At 49.1% G+C, this 13,564-nt stretch carries 13 protein-coding genes; all 13 read left to right on the forward strand.

Going from position 1 to position 13,564, the window contains the following annotated elements:
* Positions 1-212: 212 nt before the first annotated feature.
* On the forward strand, positions 213-803 hold the full coding sequence (gene infC, locus A1sIIB60_RS03190; RefSeq protein ID WP_095671062.1) for a translation initiation factor IF-3: 591 nt from the start codon (positions 213-215) through the stop codon (positions 801-803).
* A gap of 64 nt (positions 804-867) precedes the next feature.
* Positions 868-1,065 (forward strand): 50S ribosomal protein L35, encoded by a 198-nt coding sequence (gene rpmI, locus A1sIIB60_RS03195; protein ID WP_095671063.1) that lies wholly within the window; start codon positions 868-870, stop codon positions 1,063-1,065.
* A 14-nt stretch (positions 1,066-1,079) separates the two neighbouring features.
* On the forward strand, positions 1,080-1,439 hold the full coding sequence (gene rplT / locus A1sIIB60_RS03200; protein ID WP_095671064.1) for a 50S ribosomal protein L20: 360 nt from the start codon (positions 1,080-1,082) through the stop codon (positions 1,437-1,439).
* Positions 1,440-1,482: 43 nt separating this feature from the next.
* Complete coding sequence (locus A1sIIB60_RS03205) at positions 1,483-2,262, forward strand: TrmH family RNA methyltransferase (protein WP_095689102.1); 780 nt, start codon at positions 1,483-1,485, stop codon at positions 2,260-2,262.
* A 57-nt stretch (positions 2,263-2,319) separates the two neighbouring features.
* Positions 2,320-3,327 (forward strand): phenylalanine--tRNA ligase subunit alpha, encoded by a 1,008-nt coding sequence (pheS, locus tag A1sIIB60_RS03210; protein ID WP_095689103.1) that lies wholly within the window; start codon positions 2,320-2,322, stop codon positions 3,325-3,327.
* A gap of 1 nt (position 3,328) precedes the next feature.
* Positions 3,329-5,785, forward strand: coding sequence for a phenylalanine--tRNA ligase subunit beta (pheT, locus tag A1sIIB60_RS03215; RefSeq protein WP_095689104.1), 2,457 nt, complete (start codon positions 3,329-3,331; stop codon positions 5,783-5,785).
* A gap of 60 nt (positions 5,786-5,845) precedes the next feature.
* Positions 5,846-6,865, forward strand: coding sequence for an N-acetyl-gamma-glutamyl-phosphate reductase (argC, locus tag A1sIIB60_RS03220; protein WP_095689105.1), 1,020 nt, complete (start codon positions 5,846-5,848; stop codon positions 6,863-6,865).
* Positions 6,862-8,004, forward strand: coding sequence for a bifunctional glutamate N-acetyltransferase/amino-acid acetyltransferase ArgJ (gene argJ / locus A1sIIB60_RS03225; RefSeq protein WP_095689106.1), 1,143 nt, complete (start codon positions 6,862-6,864; stop codon positions 8,002-8,004). Before argC ends, argJ begins: the two co-directional genes overlap by 4 nt.
* Entirely contained in the window at positions 8,001-8,786 is a 786-nt protein-coding gene (argB, locus tag A1sIIB60_RS03230; RefSeq protein ID WP_095689107.1) for an acetylglutamate kinase, read from the forward strand. Before argJ ends, argB begins: the two co-directional genes overlap by 4 nt.
* Positions 8,783-9,964 (forward strand): acetylornithine transaminase, encoded by a 1,182-nt coding sequence (locus tag A1sIIB60_RS03235; RefSeq protein WP_095689108.1) that lies wholly within the window; start codon positions 8,783-8,785, stop codon positions 9,962-9,964. The genes argB and A1sIIB60_RS03235 overlap by 4 nt, the downstream gene beginning before the upstream one ends.
* Positions 9,957-10,466, forward strand: coding sequence for an arginine repressor (gene argR / locus A1sIIB60_RS03240; protein ID WP_095689109.1), 510 nt, complete (start codon positions 9,957-9,959; stop codon positions 10,464-10,466). Before A1sIIB60_RS03235 ends, argR begins: the two co-directional genes overlap by 8 nt.
* Positions 10,466-11,893: an argininosuccinate lyase gene (gene argH, locus A1sIIB60_RS03245; RefSeq protein WP_095689110.1), complete on the forward strand. Its 1,428-nt coding sequence runs from the start codon at positions 10,466-10,468 to the stop codon at positions 11,891-11,893. Before argR ends, argH begins: the two co-directional genes overlap by 1 nt.
* 8 nt (positions 11,894-11,901) lie before the next feature.
* On the forward strand, positions 11,902-13,182 hold the full coding sequence (gene tyrS / locus A1sIIB60_RS03250) for a tyrosine--tRNA ligase (protein WP_095689111.1): 1,281 nt from the start codon (positions 11,902-11,904) through the stop codon (positions 13,180-13,182).
* The last annotated feature ends 382 nt before the right edge of the window (positions 13,183-13,564 follow it).

The following is a 13,564-nucleotide window of genomic DNA, read 5'->3' on the forward strand; positions in this document are numbered from 1 at the left end:
CTCCCACCTTCTCGGCCCTAGAACTAGTACTAAATGTAACTAGAGGAGTTGGCTGGTTTGTCGAAAGTAAGCCGCCTTACGGGCGCGTTTTCCTTTCCTTAGCGGTGCGCGATTTCTGCGGTAAACCCTCAAGCTACTAAAGTCAAAATCGACAGAACAACGTTCAAAAGAGAACAGCGTTCAAGAAGTAGCAAACCAACTAAGGAGCACAAATCACAACTGAACCGCGCATCAATGACCGTATCCGCACACCTCAAATTCGTCTCATCGGCCACACCGGTGATCAAGTTGGAGTTGTAGATATTGAAGTAGCGCTACAGATGGCAGATGAAATTGGTTTAGATCTCGTAGAGATCGCACCAGAGGCAAATCCACCTGTATGCAAAATCATGGACTTCGGCAAGTACAAGTACGAAATTGCTCAGAAGGCTCGTGAAGCTCGTCAGAACCAGACCCACATTGTGGTGAAGGAAGTGCGATTGACACCAAAGATTGAAAATCACGATTACGAAACTAAACGTAACGCAATTGTGAAATTCCTAAAGGGTGGCGACAAGGTAAAGATCACGATGAAGTTCCGCGGACGCGAACAAACTCGCCCCGAGCTTGGTTTTAAATTGCTACAACGTCTTGCAGAAGATGTTGCAGAAGTTGCTTTTGTTGAGTTCGCCCCTAAGCAAGAGGGTCGAAATATGACGATGGTGCTGGGACCGACGAAGAAGAAGACTGAAGCGGTTGCAGAGCAGAAGGCAGCGCGCGCAGCCAAGGAAAAGGCAGCGCTCGAGGCGGCAGAAGAGAAGTAAAGAGTTTTTCTAGTTTCAAAAGTTTTTCAAGTTTTATAAGACGACGAAGTACAGGAGAAGATAAATGCCAAAGATGAAGACCCACAGTGGCGCGAAGAAGACTTTTCGCGTAACCGGTTCAGGAAAGATCATGCACGAGCGTGCAGGCAAGCGCCACCTTTTGGAGCGTAAGTCATCTCGCGTAACTCGTCGTTTGAGTACCGAACAAGCAGCAAAGCCAACCGTCGCAATGACAGCCAAGCGCATGCTTGGCCTTAAGTAAGGAGTGTGAATTAAATGAGAGTAAAACGTGGAGTTCACGCTGCTAAGAAGCGTCGCACAACCCTTGAACGCGCTAGCGGATACCGCGGTCAGCGTTCCCGTCTTTTCACAAAGGCGAAAGAGCAAGTCACTCACTCAATGGTTTACGCGTTTAACGACCGTAAAGATAAGAAGGGTGATTTCCGTCAGCTATGGATTCAGCGTATTAACGCTGCAGCCCGCGAAAACGGAATGACTTACAACCGTTTCATCCAAGGCCTAAAGGCTGCTGGCGTTGAAGTTGATCGTCGCGTTCTATCCGACATCGCTACAAATGATCCAGCAACATTTAAGACCCTTGTTGATCTAGCTCGCAAGAACCTAGTCAGCGCTTAGTTCTTCCAGGCTATTTGTTGCTAATTTAATTAAATATATAAATATGATTGAGAGCCTTCACTCGCCGCATATCGCGCGGGTGAAGGCTCTTATTTCATCCCGCGGCAATAAAGAGCGCGGAGAGCATGGAGAATTTATCGCCGAAGGCCTGCAATGCGCCCGCGAAGCGTTAGCAGCAGCGTCTGGTCCAAAGATTAAAACTCTCTTTTTAACTGAGAGTGGCCAATCGCGCATCGATACCGCCGGTTTGGATACATCAAGCGTCGAAACAATTTTGGTTAGCGAGCCGGTAATGGCTGCAATGTCCTCAACGATTACACCGCAAGGAATCCTTAGCGTCTGTGAAATCGGGCGTAATGAATTTTCTGATCTAAAGTTGAGCGGTAGTTCAAGATTTATTTATCTACATGAAATTCAAGATCCAGGAAATGCTGGAACAATTCTGCGCAGTGCCGACGCTATGGGTATTGATGCGGTGATCACATCCCCCGGAAGCGTCGATATGTATTCGCCAAAGGTAGTTCGCGCAACTGCGGGATCGCTCTGGCATATTCCGCTTTATTCGGGAATCACTCTTTCAACACTCTCCGAGAAATTCCCAACCATTACCAAGTTGGCGCTATCCGCGCAGGGAAAGACTTCGCTTTTAGAACTTGAAAAAGTTGGAGATTGTGTAGCGATATTCGGAAATGAAGCGCGCGGCATTGATACCTTGATTAGCGGCGATGTTATTGCAGTAAATATTCCAATGAAAGGCAACGCCGAGAGCCTCAATCTTTCCGCGGCAGCCTCAATTGTTATGTTCCATCTCGCTACTCTTTAATCGGATCTTCGTTCAAATATCCCGCATCTTTGAAAGGTCACAGGTTAAGATTTCGCTATGAGCCCCGCAGAAATCGAAAAATGGGTTAGCGATGCCGCCAAGGCTTTCGCCGCTGCGGGCGACCTCGATTCTTTAAAAAGTGCACGCCTTGCCCATCTCGGCGATAAAGCTCCGATCTCACTCGCCAGTCGCGGTTTAGGTTCACTCGCTCCAGGGGAAAAGGCCAGTGCCGGCAAGTTAATCGGTGAGGCAAAGGCAGCGATCGCGGCATCACTTGAAAAAGCAACCGAAAAGCTAGAGGCAGAACGTGACGCCAAAGTTTTGCTGGAAGAAGTTGTAGACATAACTCTTCCGGTAAATCGCGCACATCGCGGGGGATTACATCCAATTACGATTATCAAGAACGAGATTAGCGATTTCTTTATCGAACAAGGTTACGCAGTTGAAGAAGGACCAGAACTTGAATCTGGCTGGCTCAACTTTGATGCTTTAAATATCCCGGCAGATCATCCAGCACGCACGATGCAAGATACTTTCTACATTGAACCTGTTGAATCGGGAATGGTTCTTCGCACCCAAACCTCACCAGTGCAGATTCGTTCCATGCTTGAACATCAACCTCCTATCTACATGATCTGCCCTGGTCGCACATTTCGCGCCGACGAACTCGATGCGACGCACAGTCCGGTATTCCACCAAGTCGAAGGTTTGGTAGTTGATAAGGGCATCACCATGGCGCACCTTAAGGGAACTCTCGATAACTTTGCCCAAGCGATGTTTGGACCCGATGTAACAACGCGTTTACGTCCATCCTTCTTCCCATTTACTGAGCCAAGTGCAGAGGTAGATATCTTCTTCAACGGTCGCTGGATCGAATGGGGCGGTTGCGGCATGGTAAATCCAAAAGTTCTCGCGACTTGTGGCATCGATACAGATGTATACAGCGGTTTTGCATTCGGCATGGGGCTTGAACGCACACTTATGGTTCGTCACAACGTCACCGATATGCACGACATAGTCGAAGGCGATCTTCGCTTTACGCGCCAGTTCGGAGTAGGACTCTAATATGCGCGCACCTCTATCTTGGATCCGTGAGTTTGTAGATATTCCAGCAAAGATTTCAGCCGAAGAGATCTCTAACGGCCTGATCCGGGTTGGCTTTGAAGTTGAAGAGATCATCGAAGCGGGCGCTGATTTAACGGGTCCACTGACCTTTGCCAAAGTTTTAACTATTGAAGAGATAACCGAGTTTAAGAAGCCAATTCGTTATGTGGGAATCGATTGCGGAGAGAAGGAAACTCGCTACGTAATCTGCGGCGCCACTAACTTCGCGGTTGGCGACATAGTCGTTGCCGCTCTCCCTGGCGCAGTCTTGCCGGGAGATTTCAAAATCGGAGCGCGCGAGACATACGGAAAAACTTCCAATGGCATGATCTGTTCTTCACGCGAACTCGGCTTAGGTGATGATCACTCAGGAATCATGGTCTTTGCCGAAGGCGAAGTTGAGATCGGCGCAGATGCAATCGCAGTTCTCGAAATTAACGACACAATTTTTGATGTTGCCGTTAATCCGGATCGTGGTTACGCGCTAAGTATTCGCGGTATAGCTCGCGAGGTAGCTGGCTCGCTAGGTCTGACTTTCAAAGACCCGGTAGATGCACTTCGTGCTTTGAAGTTTGAAGAGACTGGCAAAGGCGTTGCTGCAAAGATTGAAGATCCTGCAACAGCATCGGTCTTCTACCTCCGCACGCTTTCAAATTTCGATCCATCTGCAACCACTCCGATTTGGATGCGACGTCGCATCGAGAAGATGGGAATGCGCTCAATCTCACTCGTTGTTGATGTAACTAACTATGTAATGCTTGAACTAGGTCAACCACTTCACGCATTTGATAAGGCGAAGATCTCAGGTGGCCTAACCATCAAGCGCGCTGGTAAGGCACAACCATTTACAACTCTTGATGGTCAAGTTCGTCACCTCGATCCTGAAGATTTGATGGTCTGTGACGATAAGCAACCGTTGGCACTTGCAGGCACGATGGGCGGACAGTCTTCTGAGATATCCGAGAATACAACTGAAATTGCACTTGAAGCAGTTCGCTTTGATCCGGTATTAATCGCTAAGAACTCTCGTCGCCATAAACTTTCCTCTGAAGCATCGCGTCGACTTGAGCGCAGCGTGGATCCATCGCTTGCTGAGTTTGCATCAGCGCGCTTTGTTCAGCTCTTAACTGCGCATAGTTCTGCAAAGCATGTTGCAACAGTTGTTGCTGGCGAACCAAAGTACGCGCCTGTTGTGAAACTCGATCCGACCTATATTTCAAAGATTCTAGGGCTAGAAGTTGCACCTACTGAAATCGCGCGCGTTCTGCGCGTAATTGGCTGCGATGTAGATGAAAAGTCATTTACCGTTGATCCTCCATCTTGGCGTTCAGACTTGTTAACACCTGCAGATTTGTCTGAAGAGGTAGCCCGCATGATCGGATACGACAAGATTCCATCTATCCTCCCACCGCGTCCAAATCACGCCAGCCTTACGCCAACGCAGAAACGTCGTCGATCTATCTCTGCAATGCTCGCTGCACGCGGTTTGGCAGAAGTTCAAACTTTCCCATTTACCAATCAAGAGACCATCGATCAGATGGGATTCGTTGGAGAACGCGCTTCCACGTATCGCATCGCAAATCCAATGTCTGAAGAGTTCCCGCTAATGCGTGTTCACTTAGTACCAGGCCTTGTCGAAGTAGCGGCGCGAAATATCAGCCGAGGTGCAAAAGATTTCGCGATCTTTGAGATGGGTTCCATCTTCCGCAGCGCGCAGAAACTCGTTCCAGCTGTTTCGCCGGTGATCGGAAGTCGTCCTGATGCCAAGACCATTGCAGCGATTTATGCCAGCGTTCCTCCACAAGCTTTTCACGTTGCTGGACTGCTTGTAGGAAAGGTTGAGAACGAAGATTGGCAAGGCAAAGCGCGTGCTTACAACTGGCAAGACGCTATCGCTTACGCTCAAGATATCTTGCAACTCTGCAACCTCGAATGGTCGATTAAACGTTCGGACTTTGCGCCATGGCATCCTGGTCGCTGCGCAGAATTAATCGTTGATGGCAAGGCAGTTGCACATGCCGGTGAGATTCACCCACGCATCATTGCTAAGTACGGTTTACCAGAACGCAGCGTTGCCTTTGCAGTTGGACTAAGTGCTTTGCCAGAATCTGAAATTGTTCGTCCAATGCGCGTTGGCACAATGCCGGCCGCAGTTCAAGACGTAGCTTTGATTGTCGATCAATCTGTCACGGCACTTGATGTGGAAAAGGCGCTGCGCAGCGGTGCAGGAGATCTCCTCGAGTCAATCGCACTCTTTGATCGCTACGACAAGATAGGTGATGGCAAGATTTCGCTCGCTTTCACGCTAACTTTCCGCGCACCTGATCGCACCCTTACAGGGGCCGAGGTTTCAGAAATGCGCGAAGCAGCGGTAGTTGCCGCCGAAAAGGCCACTGGCGCAGTTCTTCGTACAGCATAATCGAGGTTTCGATCCTGCATAAATATGCGCTAACCTGCATATTTATGCTATTCTCATTGCATGAAAATCGGAGTTATTGGAGCTAGTGGCTACGCCGGGGGAGAACTCCTGCGCTTGCTGGCTGGGCACCCTGAGTTTGAAGTTTGCTGCGTTACGGCTCATAGCAACGCTGGCGAAGAAATCACTTCGGTCCATCCGCAGTTAACCACTTACGCCGGTCAAAGTTTTTCATCATTCAAGGCGAGTGATTTTGAAAGCTGCGAACTTATTTTCCTTGCGCTGCCACATGGCGAGAGCGCCACAGTTATCGCATCCCTTAGTCCAATAGCAAAGATTGTCGACCTCGGTGCTGACTATCGCTTAGAAGACAGTTACAAGTGGGAAAAGTATTACGGTGGTGCTCACGCCGGGACATGGACATACGGTGCACCTGAACTCCCTGGAGCTCGTACTGCAATCGCTAAGGCGACAAGAGTGGCTAATCCTGGTTGCTACGCCACAGCGATTGCTTTAGGTACCGCACCTGCTGCAAAGATTGCAGATCTGAGTGATGTCGTAGTTATTGCAGCATCCGGAACAACAGGTGCAGGTCGTAGCGCGAAAATTAATCTGATTGCAAGTGAAGTTATGGGAAGCCTAACTTCCTATAAATTCGGGGGAGTCCACCAGCACACTCCTGAAATCGAAGAATCGATAACCCGCGCTACGGGCACGGCGGTAAAGATCTCCTTCACACCAATTCTTGCGCCAATGCCGCGGGGAATTCTGGCAACCATCACCATGAAGATTAACTCTGCAATGACGACTGAGGCAGCCCACAAGATATTTACCGAAGCATATGAAGGTGAAGAATTCGTAAATGTGCTCCCACTTGGGCAAATGCCACAAACATCTTCAGTTCTTGGAAGTAACTATGTTTCGATGCAAGTGGCAGTGGATGAACACACCAATCGTTTAGTCGTTAGCGTGGCAATCGATAACTTGGTTAAGGGCGCTGCCGGGCAAGCAATCCAGAACGCCAACATCATCTGCGGACTTCCTGAAAACCTTGGGCTAACCGGCATGGGTCTTGGGGTATGAAACTGCCTAAAGGCTTTACCGCCGCTTCCTGTGCTGCGGGGCTGAAGAGTTCTGGCGCTTTGGATCTAACGCTGATTGTAAATAAAGGTCCTAAATTTGATGCGGCAGCGGTTTACACATCAAACCAAGTTGTGGCTGCGCCAGTTATTTGGAGCAAGCAAGTAACCAAAGAAAAGATTGTTCGTGCAGCAATTCTTAACTCAGGTGGTGCTAACGCCTGCACAGGGCCACAAGGCTTTGCTGACACCCATAGAACAGCAGAACACGTTGGCGAAGTACTCGGCATTTCATCTGGCGAAGTAGTTGTCTGCTCGACTGGCTTGATTGGCGAGCTACTGCCGATGGAGAAGATTATTTCTGGCATAGATCAGATTTCCAAAGCGCTCTCAACCGATTCGTTGCAAGATGTAGCTAGTGCAATTATGACAACCGATAGCGTTTCCAAGATTGCCAACTTTAAGAACGACCACTTCGAAATATCCGGAGTCGCCAAGGGAGCCGGAATGCTGGCGCCCGCTCTGGCGACCATGCTTTCGGTTGTGATGACAGATGCTCTTTTGCCAGATAACGCGCAAGAGATATTCCAAAGAGTCTGCGATCGCACCTACAATCGAATCGATTCTGATGGTTGCACATCAACTAACGACACTGTGTTGCTGATGGGTTCTGGCGCCAGCGGATATGGTCCGAGCGAGCCTGAACTAGAGAGCGCGCTGATGGAGATCTGTGGTTCTTTGTCACAACAACTAATTGCAGATGCTGAGGGATCAACAAAGACTGTGGCGATCGAGATCAAGAACGCTACTTCTGAAAGTGATGCTGTAGAAGTGGCCCGAGCATGTGCCCGTAATAATTTATTGAAATGTGCGATCTTCGGTGGAGATCCAAACTGGGGTCGAGTCCTGGCCGCTGTCGGAACTGCCCGAGCTCACTTAAATCCGCTAGATATTGATGTCACTCTTAACGGGGTACAAGTCGCAAGATCTAGCGCACCGTTCGAGGATCGCAATAAAGTTTCATTTGCGGATCGCCTGGTAACAATTCAAGTTGATCTCAAGGTTGGTAACTTCAGCGCAACTGTCTTCACCAATGATCTCTCCCATGACTATGTTCACGAGAACTCGGCCTACGCAACATGATCGTCGTTAAATTCGGTGGCCACGCCATGAAGGATGAAAATGGTGGTTTCGCTAAAGCAATCGCAGCAGCGCAAGAGAGCGGTGTGAAGATAGTTGTTGTCCACGGTGGGGGACCGCAGATCGATGCAGCCCTTAAGGAGGAAGAGATTGCTTCGGAATTTATTGGCGGATTCCGCGTCACCACCCCTGAAATCTTTGAAGTAGTTGAAAGAGTCTTAGTAAACGAAGTTGGCCCAGAAGTTGTTAATTCGCTTCGCAGCGCTGGAGTTAACGCTGTCGCGCTATCTGGCCGTACCAGTGAATGCTTGATCGCCGAACTGCTTCGCAAATTAGTTGATGGCTCGCCAGTTGATCTAGGTTTAGTTGGAGTAATCACTGCAGTCAATCCACAGGCGATCAACAGCGCTCTAAAGGGCGGGCAAGTTCCAGTGATCTCACCGATTGCCACCGATGAAAACTTTAAAGGTGGTCTTAACGTCAATGCCGATCTCGCAGCAGCTGCGATCGCAGGCGCGCTCAGTGCTGAAAGTTTGATCATCATGACCGATGTTGCCGGCATCTATCGCGCATGGCCTGATACTTCATCTCTGATTTCAGCTATCTCTTATGCTGAACTAGATGCAATGAAATCAACATTTGCCGAAGGCATGGCACCAAAAGTTAAAGCATGTCTAGATGCGATAGATGGCGGAGCAAGTGCAGTAAGGATTATCGATGGAACCGATCCATCGGCCTTCGCAATGGCGTTAGGTAACTCTGGCGGAACGTTGGTGACTAAATGAGCCCAGTTAAGAAATCGACAGTGACTACTTGGAACGATGTAATGCAGTTGAATTACGGCGTTCCAGAAATCAATTTAGTCTCAGGAAAAGGCCTAGTAGTAACTGATTCAGAGAAGAAGAAGTATCTAGATTTCCTCGGCGGCATCGCCACAAATATTCTCGGCCACGCCCATCCTGCAATAGTTAAGGCGGTTTCCACACAAGTTGCAAAACTTGGCCATGTTAGCAATTTCTATAGCCATCCATCAGGTCTTGCTCTAGCTAAGAAGTTGCAGGAGATGACCGGAGATAACACAGCAAGAGTTTTCTTCTGTAATTCAGGAGCAGAGGCGAATGAAGCCGCACTCAAACTTTCGCGGAAAACTGGAAAGACGCGAATTGTTGCAACAACTGGGGCATTCCACGGTCGCACCATGGGAGCACTTTCACTGACTGGCCAAGAAAGCAAGCGCGCACCGTTTCGACCTTTACTCAAAGATATTAAGCACGTGCCATTCGGTGATATCTCAGCGATGTACAAAGCAGTCTCTAAGAAAACGGCGATGGTCATTGTTGAGCCAATTCTCGGTGAGGCAGGGGTTGTAACGCCACCAGACGGATATTTAAAGCAGTTGCGGTCACTTTGTGATCAGCACGGTGCGCTTCTAGTTTTCGATTGTGTACAGACCGGCATGGGGCGAACTGGTAATTGGTTTGGATATGAGCACGAGAACGTTCGCCCTGATGTCATCACTCTCGCAAAAGGTATTGGTGGCGGTCTTCCGCTCGGTGCGATGATCACTCTCGGCAGCAAGACTCCACAATTTGCTCCAGGTGAACATGGAACAACTTTCGGCGGAAACCCAATTGCCGCTGCCGCTGGCTTAGCTGCTATCTCTGTAATCGAGAAGAACCGATTAATGACGCAGGCCAAGAGTTTTGAGAAACGCTTGAAGATAAAGATCTCAGCGATACGTGGCGTGCGCGAAGTTCGGGGTAGAGGTTTACTTATTGGAATCGCAGTTGATGGTGAGTATGCAAAAGAGTTAGCCGCTCAGTTAGCAAAAAATGGGTTCTTGGTAAATTCTCCAAATCTAGAAACTATACGAATTGCTCCGGCGTTAATTGTCACCAAGGCTCAGATCGATAAATTTATTGTGGCTTTCGCAAAGGCGATGAAAGAGGTAACTAATGGCTAAGGTGTTGAATTCAAGCTCGGTTTCTGCGCGCCGCGCGAAGGCGATTGCATTAATCAAGGCAGGTGTTGTTCATTCGCAATCTGATTTGGTTAAGTTACTGAAGAAGGCCGGCTTCGATGTCACGCAGGCAACTGCAAGTCGCGATCTAGAAGAGCTTGGCGCCGTTCGTTCGCGTAGCGGGTCTGGCGAATTGATCTATCAACTTGGAACAACCGCTGATGGCTCGATCGCGCGATCTATGCCACTTCCTTCGGACCTGATTCTCTCGGTCGAATCATCTGGCAACCTTGCCGTAGTTCGCACACCACCTGGTGGAGCCCAATTTTTAGCAAGTTCACTCGATAACTCAGGCCTTGAAAACATCATCGGCACTATCGCCGGTGACGACACGGTTTTAGTTGTATCGAAGAAGGCCACCGGTGGAGCCGATCTTGCGAAAGAATTACTCAGCTTCGGCGCAGGCGCAAAACGCGGATCTGCAAAACGAAAGGCGAAGAAATAATGGCTCTCTGGGGTGGACGCTTCTCTGACGCACCAGATGATGCGGTCTTTGCGCTTTCACGTAGCGTTGACTTCGATTGGCGGCTAGCGCCTTACGATCTGCGTTCATCGCTAGCGCATCTGCGAGTGCTTAAATCTTCAGGGCTTCTGAAAGAGGATGTTGTGAGCCAGATTGAAAGCGCTATTCGTGAATTAATCGATGAAGTGGCTATCGGTAAATTCGTAGCCATCGAAGACGATGAAGATGTTCATAGCGCGCTAGAACGTGGCCTAACCGAGAAGATTGGTGATGTTGGGGGAGCGCTGCGCGCAGGTAGATCACGCAATGATCAGGTTGCGACAGATCTAAAACTTTTCGCAATCGATCATATGATGGAAATTTCTCAGATGATCATGGAACTTCAAAAGTCGCTTGCAGCAAAGGCCGCAGAGTATGGCGATGCGCCTGCGCCTGGGTTTACTCATATGCAGCATGCGCAACCGATTCTCTTTGGTCACGAATTAGCAAAACATATACACGCCTTTGCTCGCGACCTCGATCGAATTCAAGATTGGTTAAAGCGCACATCGGTAAGCCCACTTGGTTCGGGAGCTCTCGCTGGATCAGGGCTTGGCTTAAGGCCAGAAGTAACGGCGAAGGATCTAGGTTTCGCGTCACCTTCTGCAAATAGCATCGATGGCGTATCCGATCGCGACTTCGTTGCCGAAGCGCTCTTTATTATTTCAATGGTTGGCGTTCATTTATCTCGTATCGGAGAAGAGTGGTGTATCTGGGCAACATCTGAATTTGGATGGGCGAAGGTCGCCGATGCTTACTCAACTGGATCATCGATCATGCCGCAGAAGAAGAATCCCGATATGGCAGAACTAGCTCGCGGCAAAGCTGGTCGCTTAATTGGAAATTTAACTGGAGTCTTGGCAATGCTTAAGGGACTTCCATTTGCTTACAACCGCGATCTTCAAGAAGATAAAGAACCGCTATTTGATTCGATCGATACTTTGATCCTTGTTCTACCTGCAGTTACAGGCATGGTTGCCACAACAACTTTTGATCGAGCCAAGATGTTGGCTGCTGCGCCACAAGGTTTCTCACTTGCAACTGAGATTGCTGATTTCTTAGTACGCGCAAATGTTCCATTCGCATCAGCCCATGAAGCAGCGGGCAAGTGCGTCGCACTTTGTGAGGAAAAGAAAGTTGAACTCCACGAGTTAAGCGATCAGGATTTTGTTGGGGTCCATCCGCAACTAACTCCTGAGATCCGCACGGTACTTACCGTTGAAGGCGCGATCGCATCTCGCACAACCGTTGGCGCGACGGGTGGCACTGCTTTGGCGGCGCAATTAGCATCAGCGAATTCCGACATAAAAGCTGCTGAAAAGAAATTATCCGACCAAATGAGTGCATTCTCAGCGATGATGGGGGAGTGAACCCGAAAATGGCTACGCAATCAAAGGCGCTAATCGACGATCTAAAGTGGCGCGGTCTCTTCTCGCAATCAACAGATGAAGCAGCCCTTATCCAGGCGCTATCAAAACCGACGACTCTCTACATCGGTTTCGATCCGACCGCCCCTAGTTTGCACGTCGGAAACCTCGTTGTTCTGCTGGCCCTGCGCCGCTTTCAACTAGCGGGCCATATTCCAATCGCCCTTGTCGGGGGAGCCACCGGTTTAATCGGGGATCCAAGTGGAAAGAACGAAGAACGCAGCCTCAACACAACCGATGTAGTTGCAGCTTGGGTAGAACGTATCCGCGTACAGGTCTCAAAGTACTTAGATTTCGACGCCAAAGATAACGCGGCAATTGTCGCCAATAACCTTGATTGGACATCACCACTTTCTGCGATCGAATTCCTGCGCGATGTAGGAAAGCACTTCAGCGTCAACCAGATGCTTGCTAAGGATTCAGTTTCATCACGTCTTGAAGCAGGTGGTATTTCATACACTGAATTTTCCTATCAAGTACTTCAATCATTTGATTTCCTTGAACTTTTCCGCCGCCACAACTGCACGCTCCAATTAGGCGGCTCAGATCAATGGGGAAATATAACTGCAGGTCTAGATCTAATCCGGCGCGTTGAATCAGGCAGCGCACATGCTTTAACAATCCCGCTACTCGCTAAGGCTGATGGTTCTAAGTTTGGAAAAACTGCAGGGGGTGCAATCTGGCTAGATCCAGAGATGACTTCTCCTTATGCGTTCTTCCAATACTGGTTGAACACTGACGATAAAGATGTCATCAACTTCTTAAAGGTTTTCTCTTTCAAATCTCGCGAAGAGATAGAAGCGCTTGAAAAATCACACTCTGAAAACCCTGGCGCACGTGAGGCGCATCGCGCACTTGCTCGCGAACTAACGTCACTCGTTCATAGCGCTCAAATTTGCGATCGCGTAGAAGCAGCAGCGCGTGCGCTCTTTGGACAAGGCGAACTTTCAGAGTTAGATGAGGCAACTTTGACGGCCGCACTTGCAGAACTTCCTCGCACAACTGTTAAGAGCGGCGAACCGATTCCAACATGGGTAGATCTCCTTGCAGCAACTGGTGTCGTCGATTCAAAGTCTGCCGCCCGCCGAATCGTTAAAGAGGGTGGGGCGTATTTGAATAACGCCAAGATCTCTGGCGAAGACTTTGCCCCCTCAAAAAGTGACTTTTTATGCGGTAAATATGCAGTTTTACGTAAAGGAAAGCGTGACCTTGCAGCGGTAGAGCTGCTCTAAAAGCCACGCGGGCTAGCGTTTTCGCACGTTTTTACGCACAAATATGCAAATTTTTGCTATTTAGAGGCTATGACCAATGCCACTGGTAATCGGGCTAGGCCGATTTGACCCTCACGCTGCGCACGCCTATAGTTACGCTCCTTGCTGTGTGAACGGACGATTAGGCCGTACAGCATCTTCCTTATTTAGCCCCATTTAGGCCGGTTTGACCGTGCCTGCGTGGATGGACTAGATTTGGCAGTCTGCCCTGAAAATCGGCCAAAAGCCGAAAAGCAGTGCGCATCCGTACCTTGAGAACTCAACAGCGTGCCATAAGTCAATGCCAGAGAATGGTGTTAATTCGCCATTCTCTAAATAAATACTTCAATGAAGTATCTGTAAA

This window comes from Candidatus Planktophila lacus, from assembly GCF_002288385.1.
Lineage (GTDB): Bacteria > Actinomycetota > Actinomycetes > Nanopelagicales > Nanopelagicaceae > Planktophila > Planktophila lacus_D.

Coding starts and splice junctions, on each gene's coding strand:
- rpmI (WP_095671063.1), top strand. CDS start 868: ATGCCAAAGATGAAGACCCACAGTGGCGCGAAGAAGACTTTTCGCGTA.
- rplT (WP_095671064.1), top strand. CDS start 1,080: ATGAGAGTAAAACGTGGAGTTCACGCTGCTAAGAAGCGTCGCACAACC.
- A1sIIB60_RS03205 (WP_095689102.1), top strand. CDS start 1,483: ATGATTGAGAGCCTTCACTCGCCGCATATCGCGCGGGTGAAGGCTCTT.
- pheS (WP_095689103.1), top strand. CDS start 2,320: ATGAGCCCCGCAGAAATCGAAAAATGGGTTAGCGATGCCGCCAAGGCT.
- pheT (WP_095689104.1), top strand. CDS start 3,329: ATGCGCGCACCTCTATCTTGGATCCGTGAGTTTGTAGATATTCCAGCA.
- argC (WP_095689105.1), top strand. CDS start 5,846: ATGAAAATCGGAGTTATTGGAGCTAGTGGCTACGCCGGGGGAGAACTC.
- argJ (WP_095689106.1), top strand. CDS start 6,862: ATGAAACTGCCTAAAGGCTTTACCGCCGCTTCCTGTGCTGCGGGGCTG.
- argB (WP_095689107.1), top strand. CDS start 8,001: ATGATCGTCGTTAAATTCGGTGGCCACGCCATGAAGGATGAAAATGGT.
- A1sIIB60_RS03235 (WP_095689108.1), top strand. CDS start 8,783: ATGAGCCCAGTTAAGAAATCGACAGTGACTACTTGGAACGATGTAATG.
- argR (WP_095689109.1), top strand. CDS start 9,957: ATGGCTAAGGTGTTGAATTCAAGCTCGGTTTCTGCGCGCCGCGCGAAG.
- argH (WP_095689110.1), top strand. CDS start 10,466: ATGGCTCTCTGGGGTGGACGCTTCTCTGACGCACCAGATGATGCGGTC.
- tyrS (WP_095689111.1), top strand. CDS start 11,902: ATGGCTACGCAATCAAAGGCGCTAATCGACGATCTAAAGTGGCGCGGT.